This window comes from Chromobacterium sp. Beijing (genome assembly GCF_021496765.1).
Lineage (GTDB): Bacteria > Pseudomonadota > Gammaproteobacteria > Burkholderiales > Chromobacteriaceae > Chromobacterium.
This window is the reverse complement of the sequence record NZ_CP053750.1, coordinates 69124-85806: the sequence shown is the minus strand read 5'-3', so window position 1 is coordinate 85806 and position 16683 is coordinate 69124. Positions and strand designations below refer to the sequence as shown.

Sequence of the window (16683 nt, the reverse complement as noted above, 5' to 3'; positions counted from 1 at the left end):
CGGGCGCCGCAAAACAAACGGCCGCCCTGAAGGCGGCCGCGTCTTAACGCCGAAATCCCCGGAGCTTACATTTGCGACTGGATATAGTTCTGCTCACCCACCATATCGATCAGGCGCAGTTGCTGCTCCAGCCAGTGGGCGTGGTCGTTCTCGGTCTCTTCCAGCAGCACCATCAGTTCCTGGCGCGTCACGTAGTCCTTCACGCTCTCACAGTGGGCCACCACTTTTTTCAGCAAGTTGCCGACGCGGTATTCCACTTCCAGATCGCTGGCCAGCATCGCCCGCACGTTCTCGCCCACCACGATGGGCACGCGCTTGGCCACGTTTGGCTTGCCTTGCAGGAACAAGGTGCGCGCGATCAGCACCCGCGCGTGCGACAACTCGTCCTCGCGCTCGTGATCGATGCGCTCGAACAGCTTGTGCAGACCGAAGTCCTTGTACATCTCGGCATGAATGAAATACTGGTCCGCGGCGGACAGTTCTTCCGCCAGCAGTTCGTTCAGCAACTCGATGGTTTTGGGATCACCTTGCATAAAACGACCTCTTGTTGTTGTAGTTCAATAACGCCGGCGGGCGCGCCGCCGGCGCGAACGGAATTCGCGAACCATTCATTCTAAGCCCTCAGGGCCACAGTTGCACGCCGGCTTGATAAAACGCGAACGACAACAACCAGGCCAGTCCCACCGACCACGCCACCGACATCGCGGTGTAGGCCTTGCTGCGCGACTCGCGGTACATCGCCGCCACCGTGGACAGGCAGGGCACGTAGATCAAGGTGAAGATCAGGAAGCTCATCGCCGAGCGCCAATCCAGATGTTGCAGCAAGGCCGCGCCCAGGCCGGCTTCCGGCACCCCGTAGATCACCGCCAGGCTGCCCAGCAGGATTTCCTTGGCGATGAAGCCGAACAGCAAGGCCGCCGCCAGTTCGTGGCGGATGCCTATCGGGTCCAGCACCGGGGCCAGCAGGCTGCCCAGAGCGTCGGCCAGGGTCTTGCCCTCGCCCGCCGGCACATGGGTCAGCAGCCAGACCAGCACCACGCCCAACAGGATGAAACTGGAGGCCAGTTGCAGAAAGGCCCGCACCTCCCCCACCGCCCGGCTCAGCAAATGGCTCAAGCCGGGCAGCCGGTACGGCGGCACTTCCAGCAAGAAGGCCTCGCCGCCGGCGTAACGGCGCTTGAACACCCAGGCGGTCAACACCGCGACGGCGAAGCTCATCAGATAAAGCCCCATCAACACCCACGGCGCCTGCGTCGGCGTGAACAACAGCCCGGCGAAGAACACCACCACCTGCAAACGCGCCGAACACAGCGAAAACGGGATTACCAGCATGGTCAGCAGCCGCTGCTTGCGCTCGCGCATCACCCGAGTGCCCATGATGGCCGGCACATTGCAGCCAAAGCCCATCAGCTGCATCACGAAGCCGCGGCCGTCCAGCCCCAGCCGCGCCATGAAGGCGTCGGTCAGATAGGCGGCGCGCGCCAGGTAGCCGGAATCCTCCACCATCGCCATCAATACGAAAAACACCAGCAAAATGGGCGCGAAGGTCAGCACCGTCGACACCCCCTGCCAGATCCCGTCCAGCGCCAGGCTCTGCACAATCTCGGGCAAGGGCGCGAGCAAGGGCGTCAGCGCCTGCTCCTTGATCCAGTCCAGACCGGCGCCGGCCAGCTCCTGCAATGGGGTGCCGATCTGATACGTCAGATTGAACAGCAGCGCCATCAGCGCGAAGAACAGCGGCAGACCCAGCCATGGATGCATCAGCCAATGGTCCATCTTCTCCGTCAGCCCCGCCGGCAGCACGGGCGGCAAGGCCCAGCAGCCCGCCAGCCGCCGCTTGGCCTCCGCCATCGCCTCCCGGGTGTCCGGCACCGCGTCCAGCCTGGCGCGCGTCGCCGGGCCGCCGTCGTTGGCCAGCCGGTTCAAGCCCGCCATCAGCGGCGGCCAGCCCTGCATATGCCGGGCCGAGGCCAGAAACACCGGCGCGCCCAGGCGCTCCGACAAGCGCTCCACATCCAGGCTCACGCCCAGGGCCTTGGCCTCGTCGGCCATATTCAGCACCACCAGGCAGTTGAGGCCGCTGGCCAGCACCTGCAAGGCCAGCGGCAGTTGCCGGTCCAGCTGGCTGGCGTTGAGCACCAGGACGGCGCCGTCGAAGGCGCTGGCCAGCAGCACGTCGCGCACCACCGCCTCGTCGTCGGAATAGCCGGTCAAATCATTGACGCCGGGCAAATCCACCAACTCCACCATGTGGCCGCCCAGCAACAGGCGCGCGCTGCTCAACTCTATGGTCAGGCCCGGCCAGTTGCCGACGCGCTGCGACATGCCGGTCAGACGGTTGAACAAGGTGGACTTGCCGGTATTGGGCAGGCCGATCAGGGCGAAACGCTTCATACCGCCACCCTCGCCACGATGAGGCGCGCCAGGCTGCGGCGCAGCAGGAAGCGCGTGGCGCCGACGTCCAGCAATAATGGCCCGCCCAAGGGCGCCGCCCGACGCAGATAAAACCGGCAGCCCGGCTCCAGGCCAAAGGCGGCGACGCGGCGCATGGCCTCTTCGGCCAGCTCCAGGCTGTCGACCACGCCGTGGCGTCCGGCGGGGAATGCATCCAAAGTCAACATGATGATCCGATCAAGAACGAGAATGGTTTGCATTAGTATATCCAGCCGAACCCCGTCGAATATCGGCAAACCGCGGCAATTCCCGCCCTGCTTGACCTGCATCAATAGCATTGTCCTATCCGGATCGACGATGGATTATCGATAGCCGGCCACTGCGCTTGCGGTTAAAATCGCGGACAATCAATCGACAAGCTACGGGCCCAAGACAATGAGCATCAAATCGGACAAGTGGATTCGCCGGATGGCGGACGAGTACAAAATGATCGAACCCTTCGAGCCCAACCAGATCAAGATGGTGGACGGCCAGAAGGTGATCTCCTACGGCACGTCCAGCTACGGCTACGATATCCGCTGCGCCGACGAATTCAAGGTGTTCACCAATATCAACAGCACCATCGTCGACCCGAAAAACTTCGACCCCAATTCCTTCGTGGAAGTCTCCGGCAAGGGCTATTGCATCATCCCGCCCAATAGCTTCGCGCTGGCCCGCACCGTGGAATACTTCCGTATCCCGCGCTCGGTGCTGACCGTCTGCCTGGGCAAATCCACTTACGCCCGCTGCGGCATCATCGTCAACGTCACCCCCTTCGAACCGGAATGGGAAGGCTATGTGACGCTGGAGTTCTCCAACACCACGCCGCTGCCGGCCAAGATCTACGCCAACGAGGGCGTGGCCCAGGTCTTGTTCTTCGAATCCGATGAAATTTGCGACGTGTCCTACAGCGACCGCGCCGGCAAATACATGGGCCAGGTGGGCGTGACCCTTCCGCGCCCCTGAGACGCTTCCCGCCAGCAAAAAAGGGATGGCTTAGCCATCCCTTTGTCATTTAAATCCCGCCAAATCCGTCCTCGCAATTTCACCTTAATGTTCTAGGATAAACAGAGGGTTAGCTGACTTTCCCGGTTGGTCGGCCCTTGTACAGCAATTGATTTCTTCTTGGGGCGTAGCGGTTCCCCCTTGCCGTTGCGCCCCTTTTTTTATCCGCCGATCCCATTGCCCTGCCTCCGGTTTCTTGCCATGATCTTCGCTTTGGCGAAAGGCGGAAATATGCCGGACATATATGATTTTTCCATTGAGTCTTTAAACGGGCAGACCCTGCCGCTGGCGAGCTATCGCGGCAAAGTGCTATTGCTGGTCAACACCGCCAGCGAGTGCGGCTTCACCGCGCAATTGGGCGGCCTGGAACAGCTGTACCAGCGCTACCGCGAGCAAGGCCTGGAGATCATCGGCTTCCCCTGCAATCAGTTCGGCGGCCAGGAGCCTGGGGACGCCGCCGCCATCGGCCAGTTCTGTCAGAAGAATTTCGGGGTCAGCTTCCCGCTATCCGCCAAGATCGACGTCAACGGCGCCGACGCGCATCCGCTCTGGCGTCATCTCGTCGCCGCCAAGCCCGGCTTGCTGGGCAGCCGGCGCATCAAATGGAATTTCACCAAATTCCTGGTGGACGGCGAAGGGCGCATCCGCAAGCGTTTCGCCCCCTACGTCAAGCCGGCGGCGCTGGAGCGCGCCATCGAAAGCCTGCTGCGAACGCAGAAGCACTAGATTCTCTAGCGACAGCTCAGCTCAGTTCGCCGGACAGATAGAACCAGCGGCCGTCCTCGCGCAGGAAACGGCTGCGCTCGCGCATGCGTTCGGCCTTGCCGCCCACCTTGTAGCGCGCGGAGAACTCCACCACGCCCTCGGCGTCGGCCGCGCCGCCGGCCTCGGTCGCCAACACCTCCAGGCCCAGCCATTTGACCAAGCCGGCGTCCGCGGCCAGATCCAGCGCCTGCGGCCGGGTGCTGGGATGCCAGCTCGCCAGCAGATACGCCTCGTCGCCGCGCGCGTAAGCGGTGTAGCGCGAGCGCATCAAGGCTTCCGCCGTGGGCGCGGGCGCGCCGTCCGCCCCAGGTAACGGCCGCAACAGGCCGCGTAAGCGCCGCCCAGCCCGCAGGGACAGCCGGCCGCGTCCGGCTTGGCTTTCTTGCCCATGCTCAAGCCCCCAGGGCCGGCAAGCCGTACAGCTTGAGCAGGAAGTTGGTGAAGGCAGGCTCGGCCGGTTTCGGATTCATCTTGGGCCAGCGTCGCATCCATTCCCGCAGACGCTCGTCCATCTTGGCGCGAAACGTTTCCTGGTCGATGCGGCCCGCCTCGCGCTCCACCGTCAGATAGCGGTACATGGCGAAGGTGTTGTCGTCGATGGGATTGGAGCCCACCGCCTTGAGCCGGAACGCGCCCAGTTGATCCGCGGCGGCCAGCCGGGTCAACTCGCCGCTCTTGACCTTGTCGGCCAGGCGGTTGGCTTCCCGCAGCAAGGCGTCCGATTTGGCGCTGGGCGCCGGCGCCGTCTGCGGCCGGCCCTTGACCGGCGAGGAAGGATGCGAGCTGATGGGCGCGCCCAATTGCTGCAGCGCGCTGCAGGCGGACAAGCTCAGGGCCATCGCGGCCCACAAGAAATAACGTTTCATGCCGGGAATTCTACTCCTGTCCTGATTCGGCGCCGCCGCGCGGCGCGTTCTGCTGCGACCGCCCCGCCCACGCCAATGTTCCGTCCCGCCAATGCAAAACAGCCTGACAAACGGATCTGTCAGGCTGTTTTACGTTCATGCCACGCGGCCGCGGCACGCTTATTCCGCCGCGTCGCCTGCGGGTTCGGCCGGAGCCGGGGCAGGGGCCGCCGCGGCCGGCTTGGGCGCGGACATCTGTTCCGCCGCCTTTTTCTCCTCGGCGCTGACTTCGCCCACCGGCTTGTTGGCCAGATCGAACCGCTTGCCGCCGCGCGCCAGAGACTTCACGTAGCGCGGCTTGCGACAGTGATTGGCCACCACGCGGGAGATCAGCGTAGAGTCGAACTGCGGCAAAGCCGCGATCAGGCTCTCATGGATGCCCAAGGCCAGCGGACGAAACTGGCGGAAAACGTCGAACTTGCTGTAGACATGATCCGCGATCATCTCGGTCTGCTTTTTCTTGGACAGACTTTGTACAGCGGACTTAAGTGCAGCACCGAGTGCCGTTTCAGTATTTGGCTTCATGAACTTCTATCTAGATCCATTGATGCAAAAGCAGCGCATGCTGCCCAATCAAGCGAAGCGCCGCAACCCGCCGCCCGGCCAGCTTGACAGCCGGTGAAAAAATGACGACATCGTAATGCGGTTTGACCAAGGCGCTCCGACAAGACGCCGGCGCGCCGTAAAAAATCGCCGAACATGGCGAAGGCCTGGAACCGGGCCCAAGCGGCGCGGCCGGTCCGAAGACCAGGCGCCCGCCCCCATCGACCGCCGCTGTTTGTCGGCGGAGGCGCCGACTTGGCGGTCATGGGCGAAAACACCAGACGGAACGCTCCGGGCGTTCCCTCGCTCGGGCTGGCGCTTACGAGGGAGGGAGAGTACTAAGTAATGCCCCTTGATGTCCAGCATTAGACGCCGATTGCGCCCTTTCCGCCCTTATCCCGTCTTTCTTTTGCCACTTTCTCAAGCGTGAGCCGGCGGCTTACAGGCAGGCGACGGGAAAGCGGCGATTCAAGCTGTCCCAGTCCGTCGCCGCGTCAGGGCCGGCGCTGGCCACCACGCAGGCCGCCAGCCGATTGCCCAGATCCACCGCGTAATGCAGCGGCCAGCCGCTGGACAGGCCGGCCAACAAGCCGGCGCAATGCGCGTCGCCGGCACCTATGGTGTCCACCACCGAAACCTGGTAGCCGGGCAGGTGCCACGGCGCGTCGGTGCCCGGGCACACCCAGGCGCCGTCCTGCCCCAGCCGGCAGATCAGCGTCAGCCGGTAATCCTTGGCGAAACGCTGCGCCGCCGCCACCGGATCGCCGTCGCCGCACAACAGGGCGATCTCGTCCCGGTTCAGCGTCAGCAAGGTCTCGGTGCCGCTCAGGGCGGACAGAAACGCCGGCTCCAGCAAGACGACGCGCGGACCGGGGTCTATCACCCGCAACTGTTCCGCCGGCAAGGCCAGCAGCCAGGCGCGCAACGCCCTTCCGCCCTCTCCGGCCAGTTCATAGCCGTTGGCGTACACCAGGCCGTCGGCGGGCAAGGGCAGCGCGTCCAACTGCTCGCGCGTCCATTCCGTCTCGCAACCGGAGATCGAAATGAAGCTGCGCTCGCCGCTGGGCTCCACCATGGCCACGCACCAGCCGTTGTCGCGATCCGCGTTGCGCAGCAGCACCGGCAAGCCCAACTCCCGCATGGCCGCGTCTATCGCCGCGCCCCAAGGGCCGTTGCCCACCGGCATGCCGTTGATCACGGGAGCGTTCAACTGGCGCAACGCTCGCGCCACATTGAAGGCGCAGCCGCCGATCTCGCGTTCCTGCTGCAACGCCTCCACGTCGGCGCCGCTGCGCGGCAATGCCGGGAGGGTCAACACCACGTCGCCCACGGCGCCGCCCAAAGCCAGGATGGCTCTGGTCGGATGATAGTTTGGACACGGAATGGTCATGCGCGTCGCTCCTTCAGCAACAAATACAATCCATAAGCCAGCAAACTGGTCCCAAAGGATACAAACAGCCCCAGGCTGGAATCTGCGAAAACGCCCACAGCCAGCGGGCCGTCGATGAAGCCGGTCTTGCTCACCAGCAGGCCGCAAGCGGCGCCCAGCAGCCAGCACAGCAGCGGACCGCCGCGGAAGGCCTGCCGCCCGTCGCCGGACAGGGCCGCGGCCTCATAGCCTTGGCGGTGACGCAACAAGAGGTAATCCAGCACGAACACCGCCTCCCAGGCCGCCAGAAACACGCCGCAAAACAATAGAAACGCGATGAAGGGCCCCAGGAAGTCGCTGGACACGAACAAGACGTAAGCGGCGATGGCCAGCACGATCAGCGCATTGATGGACACCGCCTGCGCCTGTCTGACCTTGACGCCTATGGTCAGCAGATTGAGGCTGGCCGAATACAGGCTAAGCACGGCCATGGTGACGATGCCCGCCGTCGCCGTCAGCAGATAGGGCACCGCCATCCAGGCCGGCAGTACCGCGCCGATCTTGGCGATGGGATTGGCCGCGCTGGCCAGGTCCGGTATCTGCGCCGACAACAGCACCCCGGTGAAGATCAGCAGCATCAGCGGCAACGACGCCCCCACCATCACCGCGCCGAAAATGCTGCCGCCGGACGCCCCGCTCCGCTGGTAACGGCTGTAATCGGCGCCGGCGATGGCCCAGCTGATGCCGGTGCCCGCGGCGATCACCGATACCGCCGGCCAGAAACCGGTCAGCCAGTCGCCGTCCGGCCGCGCCAAGATAGCGCCCCAGTTCGCGGTCGTCGCCACGTACAGAATCACCACCAGGGTCATGCTGCCGAAGATCCGGCTCAGCCAGCTTTGCATCCAGACCACGGTGGCCTGGCCCAGCAGGCTGACCACGATGGTCAGACCGATGAACAGGAACAAGCAGACCGCGGTCAGCGGACGGCTTTCCGCCATGCCCAGCGACTGGCACAAGGCCGCCAGTGTCAAGGCGCCGGTCACCACATTGACCGCCTCCCAGCCCATCAGGTTGAACCAACTGAAGGCGGTGGGCGCGGCGTTGCCGCGCAGGCCGAAAATGGCCCGCGACAAGGTCAGCGTGGAAGTGCGGCCGCGCTGGCCGGCAATGCTGGTCAAACCCACCAGCGCGAAACTGGCCACTCCGACCGCCGCGGCCAGCAAGGACTGGTAGAACGACAGCCCGAAGCTGGTGACGATGCCGCCGTACACCACGCCCAGGATGCCGATATTGGCGGCCAGCCATACCCAGAACAACTCCACCGGCCGGCCCTTGCACTCATGCTCCGGCACCAGATCTATGCCCGCGCTCTCCAGCCGCCAGCCGTCTACCGCTTGTACATCGCTCATCCCCTCACCCCCTAAACCGCAATGCGCACAAAGCCCGCGCGTAAGATTCGAAATCAACGCCATTCACGTCCCGGATGCGTTCCCGCCATGCAGCCGGCAAGGCGTCCGCCCCCTGCAAGGCGCCGCACACCGCGGTCGCCATCGCGCCTATGGTGTCGGTGTCTCCGCCCAGATTCGCCGCCAAGACCGCGCAGCGGCGCGGATCGCCTTGCGCGCAGTCCACCAGGGCCAAGGCGGCGGGCACCGACTCTATGGTGTCCATGCCGGCACCCAAGGTCTGGTACAGCTCGGCCACCACGGCCGCATCGTCTTGGCCCCGCAAGCCTTCCGCCAGCTCGAAGCCCCAGACCAGACGCCGGCTCAGCAAGGGGCTGAACGTCGTCACCCGCTCCAGCTGCGCCAGATCGGCAATGGCGGGCAGCTCGGCCCGGATGTCGGACCAGGCCGCGCCCTCCACCGCCCGCGACACCGCCCAGGCGATGGCCGCCGCGCCGGCCACCGCGATATCGGACTGATGCGTGGGGCTGCAACTCAGCCTCACCGCCTGCACGAAAGCCGCGCGGTCCTGGCTGGACAGCAGGCAACCCAGCGGCGCCACCCGCATCGCCGCGCCGTTGGTCACGCCGTTGGCGCCCAGAGAATCAATGGACTGGCCAGACAAAATAGCCCTGAGCGCAGCCTTAGAACTGGGCCCCAGAATATTCTTGTTGAAAGCGTCGATGCGCTCGGCCCAGGCAATGATGTTGTCCGCGATGCGCTCCGGCTCCACCGCGCCGTCCGCGGCGATCAACGCGTCCATCAAGGCAATGGCCTGCTGGGTGTCGTCGGTAAACTCTCCGGCGGCGAACTCGGAAGCGGCGAAATTCTCGGCCGGGCCCGGCAGAAAATCGTCTATCCAACCAAAAAACGCCCGTACCTGCCGCTGCGGCCACAGCTCCGAAGGCATGCCCATAGCATCTCCCGCCGCCTGCCCGTACAGGGCCCCGAGAATGGACTGGTAGCCCTTGCTGATCATCGTCAAACCCTGCCTCTCCGCCAGGATGCCCATCGACCGCCAGAACCCGCTTACGATCCGCCACGCGTCAAGGAAACAAGGAGCCGCCTGCGAAACGCCCATGCCTCGCAGGCGCATTCCGCTTTCCCGGCTGTTTCACCTTGCCCCGCCTTCGCACAACGCGAGCGTAAACAGGAACCATGGACTTCGATTGGCATCGTATGATAAGTCCAATACAAATCCAATAGTACATAACCATACTATTGATCAGGAAAGCATGCCACAGAGCTCAGCCCACCCCATTGCCGTCGGCATTGATTTAGACTGAAGCCCGCACGCACAGGAGCTTTCACACGATATGAGCGAGATTCTAGAATGCCTGTCCGCCAGCCTGCGGCAGCCCGGCGCAACGCCGCGCTATCTGCTGATCGCCGACGCGCTGGAACAGGCCATCCGCCAGCACCAGTTGCCCGAAGGGGCGTTCCTGCCGACCGAGCGGCAGATGGCGGAAAAACTGGGACTGTCGCGCGTCACCATCAGCAAGGCGATGGCGGAACTGGAACGCAAGCGGCTGATCACCCGTCAGCAAGGCCAGGGCACTCGCGTCGCCCAAGCCTTTCGCTATTCGCTCAACGACAGCGGAGGTTTCACCGAGCAGGTGCTGCGCAGCGGCGGCAGCGTGGCCAATCAGTGGCTGTTGCGGCGGCGGGAAAGCGCGCCGGCCGCCATTGCCAGCCTGCTGCGCCTGCCTGTCGGCGCGGACATCGCCAAGCTGCGCCGCCTGCGGCTGATGGACGGCACGCCGGCGGCGCTGGAAACCACCTATATCCCGCTGGCCTACCTGCCCGAACCGGAGCGTCTGGAACACTCGCTATACCAATGGTGGGAACGCCATGGCGTCGAGATCGGCCGCAAGACCTTCCGTCTGGCCTCCTGTGCGGCGGATCAGGACAGCGCCGCCCTATTGCATGTGCAGGCCGGCACACCGCTGCTGCGCATCCGGCAGACCAGCTTGAACGCGGCGGAACAGGTATTGGAGTTCAGCGAAGTTTTGTGCCGCAGCGATCTCTATGAATTCGAGGCGCAGCTTTAAGAGAAGCCGATAAAAAAAACCCGCCCAGCGCCAGGCTGTGCGGGTTGTTTTCGTCTCGTGGACGGTTTTGCCGTAGTGGTGCCCCGGGCCGGGATCGAACCGGCACGACCGAAGTCGAGGGATTTTAAGTCCCTTGTGTCTACCAATTTCACCACCGGGGCGGGCAAAGAGACGGCGATTCTATCCCAGAGCCGGGCCGCTGGCAAACAGGGATGGCTCCGGGCCAGACAAAGAGCCACTCTATAGGAAGCAGGGCCGGAGTTGAACGGCATAGGCAGATTTTCAATCCATCATGCACTCTAAGGCCCAACCTCCCTCAACCACTTAAACAAACAACTAACAAAAATCAATATAACAAGCTGGCGGCCAGACTTGATATTGCTAAAAGAGGTCAACTTGTCATCCAAGTATCAACCTGGCCAGATTCGGTAGGCGGCACACCGAAAGCTGGATACGCCCTCTTCTCCGCTGAAGCTTACTAGCTAGTTGGCTGGCCTGCAGCTTATAATTTTTTTGCTAGCACCTCTTAATCATTTTTAACCCTCTTATTTATAAGAGACTTTCCTCGCCCTGTTTTCAACACCTTAGATACAAAATTTCGAAGCGCATTGTCGGCTGTTCCTACAAAGCGTTTGATGCTTTCATCAGGCCTGCCAGTAAAAGAAGTAACGTGAAAGTATTCTGTATGATCAGGAGACTGTTTTGAGAAGTAGTAGTTTGATACGCAGCAACGTGGACAATTAGCAACAACGGGACTCACTGAGTGCCAGCTTGTTTTGTTAGTCTCCATTACTGCCAACCTATTTGTCAGAGCTGCAATAGTTTTTGGAATTGTTTTATCTTTATCCCATAGCTCTAGATTTCCACCGTTCTCAACCCTCCACTCTGGCGACACATAGTAGAGCAGATTTAATCTTCTATAACGCAGACGATCCCCATCATGGCTATTGTCTATATGAGGATTTAGAAAATCTCCGGGAAACATCATCGACAGGCCACCGGCATACAAATTGGGATCCGGATCAATCTCAGCAAAGCCGACAAGCTCAGACAACAAATCAACGACTCTTTTGTCTTGTAGAGCATAGGTAATATCAGACAACACCTTGTCATAACTACTAAGATCTGCAGACGTTTTTTTCTTCTCTCGAAAGGATTCCCGATCAAAAAAACCATTACCATCTCTAGGAAATGCATTATAAATCTGGGCACACAATTCTGGCTCTAGAAGCTCATCAATAACAAAGTGCCTTGTTTCCGTCCCTTCAGGATTGAACCACTGCTGTTTAATTGACTCTGCAGACTCCGTTATTTTATTCAAAATCGTTAACGTAATTTTCTCTTGTGCATTCACAATCTATTATCCTTTGATGATTTTTTCCAATGGTATCCGGCCGAGTTAGACAGTAGCTTTTTCGACCCTGCTTTGTTTGAGAATTGATTTTTCACGTCAACCATCTATTCTTACAGAAATGATTACACCTTGGATATACTCTATCTGGTGACTTCCCAAGGATTAACCAGAGATTTTTAGAAGTACACGCTACCCAGGGAGAAACGTCAATCCACACCTCAAATAACTGCTAATAAATTTTATCGACAAGTACACAAAACAAACAGACTTAAGCAGCGATAAATACTTACCCAAGCATTAATCTATAGCTTGCCAAATCCGAATATTGGTTTGGCCCCAGTCTATTCGACCGCATTACCGCTGATAGGAATCATACGGCACGCCGCACTCATAGTACATATGCAGCAATTCAATACCAAACGCCCAAACGAGCAGTGAGCCTCGGAGTTCGCCCCATGTTTCTACCTAGCAAGACAATGTCCTCAGCAGACATTGCGATCGGTCCGTACGTACTACCTTGTTGGCTACGGGTCAGCTACCCAACGGGGAGGGACCTCGTACCCGACGCACGGGAACATCGGTACTCACATAGCAACCAGAACGGAAGGGTACCTCAATTCATCGCAGCGGCCGAGGCCTTCCTGAAAATTCAAACGTCATTTGAAGCACCTAACAGAGCTAGCATCAAGTCTTCGGAAAACATTACTGGCCGAAACAATCGATACATTCAAGGCCGAAGCAGGCTATCACCGATACTTTGCTGAGCAGACTGCGCCGGTCCGCCCCACATCAACGCCCCCACAAAATATAGGACGACTCTAGTTTCTCGCTGAACAGCCAAGGTGACACAATGCCGTACTCCAGAAGAGCGCCGTCCCCTCACTGCCCCCCCTCCTCGCTAGAAGACAATGGACGCAACGCTCGACAGTAAGCCTTTGCAACAGACAATGCCCCGAGGTACTGATGTTTTGTGGCCATGCAAACTCGCGTAGTCGGCAAAAACTACAGTCTACGCGTGGTTCGCTGCTCTGAGCGAGTGGTTAAGGACCGAAATGGACGGGGAAAAGCTAGAATTTCGGTGGTTGACCGCTGGGGCCAAACAAAGCAAAAGCCCCGCAAGTCTTTGACTTACGGGGCTTTAACTGGAGGCGGGGGTCGGAATCGAACCGGCGTAGACGGATTTGCAATCCGCTGCATAACCACTTTGCTACCCCGCCGTTGCCGGCGAACCACCAGCCATGGCTGATGATTTTAATTTGGAGCGGGAAACGAGGCTCGAACTCGCGACCTCAACCTTGGCAAGGTTGCGCTCTACCAACTGAGCTATTCCCGCAGGGGTGATACAACAACAAGCATGTGGGCGCTGGAGCGGGAAACGAGGCTCGAACTCGCGACCTCAACCTTGGCAAGGTTGCGCTCTACCAACTGAGCTATTCCCGCGTCGCACAATGCTATTGCAGAAGTTTTGGAGCGGGAAACGAGGCTCGAACTCGCGACCTCAACCTTGGCAAGGTTGCGCTCTACCAACTGAGCTATTCCCGCGTCGCATAACGCTATTGCAGAGGATTTGGAGCGGGAAACGAGGCTCGAACTCGCGACCTCAACCTTGGCAAGGTTGCGCTCTACCAACTGAGCTATTCCCGCATTCAAAACTGCTGCAATACTTCTGCTTTCTCTTCGCTGCTGCTGGAGCAGCGCTGAGAGATGCGAATTATAAGGATTTATCAGTCACTGTCAACACTTCAAACATCAATTTTTTTCCCGGAAAACTCCTTGGCGGCCATCCTCAGGTAATAAACCATTGACCACAAAGTCAAAATCACCGCCACCACCATGAAGGCATTGCCCAAAATTAATGTCGAAACCCCCGGCAGCAGCGGGCCGGCATACAGCAACAGCAGAATCGCCACCATTTGCGCCGCGGTTTTCAACTTGCCGATATAGGCCACCGCCACGCTTTTGCGGGTGCCCATCTCCGCCATCCATTCCCGCAGCGCGGAGATGGCGATCTCCCGGCCGATGATGATCATCGCCATCCAGCCCTCAGTGCGCCCCATCTGCACCAGCAGGATCAAGGCCGCGGCGACGATCAGCTTGTCCGCCACCGGATCCAGGAAAGCGCCGAAGGCCGAGGTCTGACCCAACTTGCGCGCCAGATAGCCGTCCAGCCAATCGGTGATGGCCGCCAAGGCGAAGATGGCGGCGCCTACCTGGTTGCGGCTTTCCAGCAGCAGCACGGAATCCGGCAAAAAGAAGACCGCTACGCAGATGGGGATCAGGGCAACCCTGAGCCAGGTTAGGAATATCGGCAAATTGAAGGGCATCGGTGTCAGTAATCTTATTGTTTGCGGCTCGGTCAAAAACTGCGCGTCCGCCCCAAGCCACAACGGGACGCACGGCAATGGTTACAGTGTATAAACGATGGCGCGCCGGCAATCAATGCAGCGCGTTGTAAATCTTCTCCGCCAGGGTGCGGCTGATGCCGTCCACCTGGGCCAGGTCGTCCATGCTGGCGGCGGTCACGCCGCGCAGGCCGCCAAAGCGCATCAGCAGCTGTTGCCGGCGTTTGGCGCCCACGCCCGGAATCTCCTCCAGCGTGGACGCGGTGCGCGCCTTGGCGCGCCGCGCGCGGTGGCCGGTGATGGCGAAGCGGTGGGCTTCGTCTCGCACCGTCTGGATCAGATGCAGCGCCGGATGGTCCTGCCGCAGCTGCAGGCTCTTGTCCAGATAAGGCAGGATCAAGGTCTCCAGGCCCGGCTTGCGCTCCTCGCCCTTGGCGATGCCGACGATGGGCAGGTTCAGGCCGATTTCGGCGAACACTTCCAAAGCCACGCCCACCTGCCCCTTGCCGCCGTCGATGAACACCGCGTCCGGCAATTTGCCGTCGCCCGCCGCCAGCTTGCCGTAGCGACGTGACAACACTTCGCGCATCGCCGCGTAATCGTCGCCGGGCTTGGCGGTTTCGATATTGTAGCGCCGGTATTCGCCGGGCTGCATCGCGCCCTTGTCGTAGATCACACAGGACGCCACCGTGGCCTCCCCCATGGTGTGACTGATGTCGAAGCACTCGAAACGGCCGGCGCCCTCCAATTCCAGCACCTCGTTGAGCTGGGCCAGCCGCTGGTTTTGGGTGGCCTTGCTGCTAGCCCGCTGCATGATGGCCAGCGCGGCGTTCTTCTCCGCCATTTCCAGCCACACCCGTCGTTCGCCGATGGGATTGCTGGCGATGGCCAGCTTGCGCTCGGCCTGCCGCTCCAGATGCTGGCGCAGGGTCTCGGAAATCTCGCCGTTGATGATGATGGCCGGCGGCAAGGGCGCGCCCAGATAATGCTGGGCCAGGAAGGCTTCCAGGCTGTCCGCCAGTTCCCCCTCCTCCCCGCTGACCGGGAAAAAGCTCTTGTCTCCCAGATGCCGGCCGCCGCGTATCATCACCAGATTGACGCAAAGCATGCCCTCCTGCTGCACCGCGGCCACCACGTCGCAATCCTGCTGGCTGGAGTTGCTAGACACGAACTGCTTCTCTTGCACCCGCGCCAGCGCCTGGATCTGGTCGCGCAGTTCCGCCGCCTGTTCGAACTCCATCGCCTCGGCCGCCGTCATCATGCGCTGGGTCAGGCCGTCGATCAGCTCGCTCTGGCGGCCTTGCAGGAAGGCCACCGCGCTGGCCACGTCGCGCGCGTAATCGTCCTTGGAGATATGGTCGACGCAGGGGCCGGAACAACGCTTGATCTGATACAGCAGACAGGGACGGGAGCGATTGGCGAACACCGCGTCCTCGCAAGTGCGCAGCCGGAACACCTTTTGCAGGATCTGGATGCTCTCGCGCACCGCGTAGCCGTTGGGATAGGGGCCGAAGTACTGGTGCGGCCGCTTGGGGTCGCCGCGGTAATAGGCCATTTGCGGGAAGACGTGACCGCTCAGCATCAGATAGGGATAGGACTTGTCGTCGCGGAACAGGATGTTGTAGCGCGGCGTCAGCGCCTTGATCAGATTGTTTTCCAGAATCAGCGCTTCCGCCTCGGAACGCGTGACCGTGGTCTCGATGCTGGCGATCTGGCGCACCATCAGCTGGATGCGCGGCGACTGGTCGTTTTTCTGAAAGTAGGAACTGACCCGCCGTTTCAAGTCTATCGCTTTGCCGACATAAAGCACGCTGCCCGACGCGTCGAGCATTCGATACACGCCGGGCAGATTGGGCAGGGAAGCCAGTACCGCCTTGTAGTCAAAAACCGGTTTCGTCACTTATTTTCCGCACCAGGTTTGCACATTGGCCTGCGCCTGGGTAATCAGCTCGTTGCGCTGGGCGTCGGTGGCCAGCGCATTGGAACCCGGCATGCGGATGCGGCTATTGGTCTGCACCGAGGCCAGCTGATTGCGCGCGTTCTGGCAATTCTGCTCGCGGATCTTGGCGTTGGCCTCCACGATCTTGGCGTTTTCCGCCGCGATCTTGGCGTTTTCCCCGCCGGCGTCCTTGCCCGACGCTTTCTTGCTTTCCTTGGCCGGAGCCGATGCCGGCGCCGGCGCGCGCGTATTCATGCGGCGGGCGTTGACGCTGGCCGGCGGCTGGTCCGAATACACGGTTTTTCCGGCCTCGTCCTTCCATACATAGACTTCCGCGCTGGCGGCGGAGGAGCCCAGCAAAGCCAGCAAAAAGGTCCATACTAAGGTTGACTTCATCATCGACTCCCTGACCCGAATGCGCTGCAGATACTCAAATTGTAAGGCCTGCGCGGCCTGCGAGCAAAAAGGTAACAGGGTTGCGGGCGGAAAGCCCCTTTTTTTGCAATAGCGACAATGCCTCGGTATAATGCCG

At 61.0% G+C, this 16683-nt stretch carries 16 protein-coding genes and 6 tRNA genes; 3 read left to right on the top strand and 19 right to left on the bottom strand.

Annotation, left to right across the window (positions count from 1 at the left end; genetic code table 11):
* Window positions 1-65 precede the first annotated feature (65 nt).
* From bfr to HQN78_RS00470, 3 genes are all read right to left on the bottom strand, one after another.
* Complete coding sequence (bfr, locus tag HQN78_RS00480; RefSeq protein ID WP_043591049.1) at window positions 66-533, bottom strand: bacterioferritin; 468 nt, start codon at window positions 531-533, stop codon at window positions 66-68.
* Window positions 534-621: 88 nt separating this feature from the next.
* Entirely contained in the window at window positions 622-2394 is a 1773-nt protein-coding gene (gene feoB / locus HQN78_RS00475) for a ferrous iron transport protein B (protein WP_235087292.1), read from the bottom strand.
* The gene (locus HQN78_RS00470) at window positions 2391-2654 is read right to left on the bottom strand and encodes a FeoA family protein (protein WP_199225814.1); all 264 of its coding nucleotides are present in this window, start codon (window positions 2652-2654) and stop codon (window positions 2391-2393) included. Before HQN78_RS00470 ends, feoB begins: the two co-directional genes overlap by 4 nt.
* A 175-nt stretch (window positions 2655-2829) precedes the next feature.
* Between HQN78_RS00470 and dcd the strand changes: the two genes are divergently transcribed.
* Both dcd and HQN78_RS00460 read left to right on the top strand, forming a co-directional pair.
* Complete coding sequence (gene dcd, locus HQN78_RS00465; protein ID WP_048412542.1) at window positions 2830-3399, top strand: dCTP deaminase; 570 nt, start codon at window positions 2830-2832, stop codon at window positions 3397-3399.
* Window positions 3400-3669: 270 nt separating this feature from the next.
* Window positions 3670-4164, top strand: coding sequence for a glutathione peroxidase (locus HQN78_RS00460; RefSeq protein WP_235087290.1), 495 nt, complete (start codon window positions 3670-3672; stop codon window positions 4162-4164).
* Between the two features lie 16 nt (window positions 4165-4180).
* Here the strand turns inward: HQN78_RS00460 and HQN78_RS00455 are convergent, their stop codons facing one another.
* The 6 genes from HQN78_RS00455 to HQN78_RS00430 form a co-directional block, all read right to left on the bottom strand.
* Entirely contained in the window at window positions 4181-4471 is a 291-nt protein-coding gene (locus tag HQN78_RS00455; protein ID WP_235087287.1) for a YchJ family protein, read from the bottom strand.
* 124 nt (window positions 4472-4595) lie between these two features.
* Complete coding sequence (locus HQN78_RS00450; RefSeq protein WP_235087284.1) at window positions 4596-5069, bottom strand: hypothetical protein; 474 nt, start codon at window positions 5067-5069, stop codon at window positions 4596-4598.
* Between the two features lie 159 nt (window positions 5070-5228).
* Window positions 5229-5633 carry a ProQ/FINO family protein gene (locus tag HQN78_RS00445; RefSeq protein ID WP_107798484.1) on the bottom strand — a complete coding sequence of 135 codons (405 nt, stop codon included), beginning with the start codon at window positions 5631-5633 and terminating at the stop codon, window positions 5229-5231.
* A gap of 457 nt (window positions 5634-6090) precedes the next feature.
* Window positions 6091-7041 (bottom strand): PfkB family carbohydrate kinase, encoded by a 951-nt coding sequence (locus tag HQN78_RS00440; RefSeq protein ID WP_235087280.1) that lies wholly within the window; start codon window positions 7039-7041, stop codon window positions 6091-6093.
* Window positions 7038-8429 (bottom strand): cytosine permease, encoded by a 1392-nt coding sequence (locus HQN78_RS00435; protein WP_107798482.1) that lies wholly within the window; start codon window positions 8427-8429, stop codon window positions 7038-7040. The genes HQN78_RS00440 and HQN78_RS00435 overlap by 4 nt, the downstream gene beginning before the upstream one ends.
* A 4-nt stretch (window positions 8430-8433) precedes the next feature.
* Window positions 8434-9444: an ADP-ribosylglycohydrolase family protein gene (locus HQN78_RS00430; protein ID WP_235089917.1), complete on the bottom strand. Its 1011-nt coding sequence runs from the start codon at window positions 9442-9444 to the stop codon at window positions 8434-8436.
* 337 nt (window positions 9445-9781) lie between these two features.
* Here HQN78_RS00430 and HQN78_RS00425 point away from each other — a divergent pair, with 337 nt between their 5' ends.
* Entirely contained in the window at window positions 9782-10516 is a 735-nt protein-coding gene (locus HQN78_RS00425; RefSeq protein ID WP_235087278.1) for a GntR family transcriptional regulator, read from the top strand.
* 76 nt (window positions 10517-10592) lie between these two features.
* Here the strand turns inward: HQN78_RS00425 and HQN78_RS00420 are convergent.
* The 10 genes from HQN78_RS00420 to HQN78_RS00375 form a co-directional block, all read right to left on the bottom strand.
* Window positions 10593-10677: transfer RNA gene (locus HQN78_RS00420), tRNA-Leu, on the bottom strand.
* 365 nt (window positions 10678-11042) lie between these two features.
* Window positions 11043-11870 (bottom strand): 2OG-Fe(II) oxygenase, encoded by an 828-nt coding sequence (locus HQN78_RS00415; protein WP_235087275.1) that lies wholly within the window; start codon window positions 11868-11870, stop codon window positions 11043-11045.
* A 1143-nt stretch (window positions 11871-13013) separates the two neighbouring features.
* Window positions 13014-13087: transfer RNA gene (locus HQN78_RS00410), tRNA-Cys, on the bottom strand.
* 40 nt (window positions 13088-13127) lie between these two features.
* Window positions 13128-13203: transfer RNA gene (locus HQN78_RS00405), tRNA-Gly, on the bottom strand.
* Window positions 13204-13234: 31 nt separating this feature from the next.
* Window positions 13235-13310: transfer RNA gene (locus tag HQN78_RS00400), tRNA-Gly, on the bottom strand.
* A gap of 26 nt (window positions 13311-13336) precedes the next feature.
* Window positions 13337-13412 (bottom strand) — tRNA-Gly (locus HQN78_RS00395).
* 26 nt (window positions 13413-13438) lie between these two features.
* Window positions 13439-13514: transfer RNA gene (locus tag HQN78_RS00390), tRNA-Gly, on the bottom strand.
* 98 nt (window positions 13515-13612) lie between these two features.
* Window positions 13613-14194: a CDP-diacylglycerol--glycerol-3-phosphate 3-phosphatidyltransferase gene (gene pgsA / locus HQN78_RS00385; RefSeq protein ID WP_107798479.1), complete on the bottom strand. Its 582-nt coding sequence runs from the start codon at window positions 14192-14194 to the stop codon at window positions 13613-13615.
* A gap of 112 nt (window positions 14195-14306) precedes the next feature.
* Window positions 14307-16112 (bottom strand): excinuclease ABC subunit UvrC, encoded by a 1806-nt coding sequence (gene uvrC / locus HQN78_RS00380; protein ID WP_235087272.1) that lies wholly within the window; start codon window positions 16110-16112, stop codon window positions 14307-14309.
* Complete coding sequence (locus HQN78_RS00375) at window positions 16113-16547, bottom strand: DUF4124 domain-containing protein (protein ID WP_158274239.1); 435 nt, start codon at window positions 16545-16547, stop codon at window positions 16113-16115.
* Between the last annotated feature and the right edge of the window lie 136 nt (window positions 16548-16683).

Excerpts from the sequence above, each read along its gene's own strand:
- pgsA (WP_107798479.1), bottom strand. The coding sequence starts at position 14,194 with ATGCCCTTCAATTTGCCGATATTCCTAACCTGGCTCAGGGTTGCCCTG.
- HQN78_RS00375 (WP_158274239.1), bottom strand. The coding sequence starts at position 16,547 with ATGAAGTCAACCTTAGTATGGACCTTTTTGCTGGCTTTGCTGGGCTCC.
- HQN78_RS00440 (WP_235087280.1), bottom strand. The coding sequence starts at position 7,041 with ATGACCATTCCGTGTCCAAACTATCATCCGACCAGAGCCATCCTGGCT.
- HQN78_RS00470 (WP_199225814.1), bottom strand. The coding sequence starts at position 2,654 with ATGCAAACCATTCTCGTTCTTGATCGGATCATCATGTTGACTTTGGAT.
- HQN78_RS00445 (WP_107798484.1), bottom strand. The coding sequence starts at position 5,633 with ATGAAGCCAAATACTGAAACGGCACTCGGTGCTGCACTTAAGTCCGCT.
- HQN78_RS00455 (WP_235087287.1), bottom strand. The coding sequence starts at position 4,471 with ATGCGCTCGCGCTACACCGCTTACGCGCGCGGCGACGAGGCGTATCTG.
- HQN78_RS00430 (WP_235089917.1), bottom strand. The coding sequence starts at position 9,444 with ATGATCAGCAAGGGCTACCAGTCCATTCTCGGGGCCCTGTACGGGCAG.
- HQN78_RS00450 (WP_235087284.1), bottom strand. The coding sequence starts at position 5,069 with ATGAAACGTTATTTCTTGTGGGCCGCGATGGCCCTGAGCTTGTCCGCC.
- HQN78_RS00425 (WP_235087278.1), top strand. The coding sequence starts at position 9,782 with ATGAGCGAGATTCTAGAATGCCTGTCCGCCAGCCTGCGGCAGCCCGGC.
- dcd (WP_048412542.1), top strand. The coding sequence starts at position 2,830 with ATGAGCATCAAATCGGACAAGTGGATTCGCCGGATGGCGGACGAGTAC.
- feoB (WP_235087292.1), bottom strand. The coding sequence starts at position 2,394 with ATGAAGCGTTTCGCCCTGATCGGCCTGCCCAATACCGGCAAGTCCACC.
- HQN78_RS00460 (WP_235087290.1), top strand. The coding sequence starts at position 3,670 with ATGCCGGACATATATGATTTTTCCATTGAGTCTTTAAACGGGCAGACC.
- HQN78_RS00435 (WP_107798482.1), bottom strand. The coding sequence starts at position 8,429 with ATGAGCGATGTACAAGCGGTAGACGGCTGGCGGCTGGAGAGCGCGGGC.
- bfr (WP_043591049.1), bottom strand. The coding sequence starts at position 533 with ATGCAAGGTGATCCCAAAACCATCGAGTTGCTGAACGAACTGCTGGCG.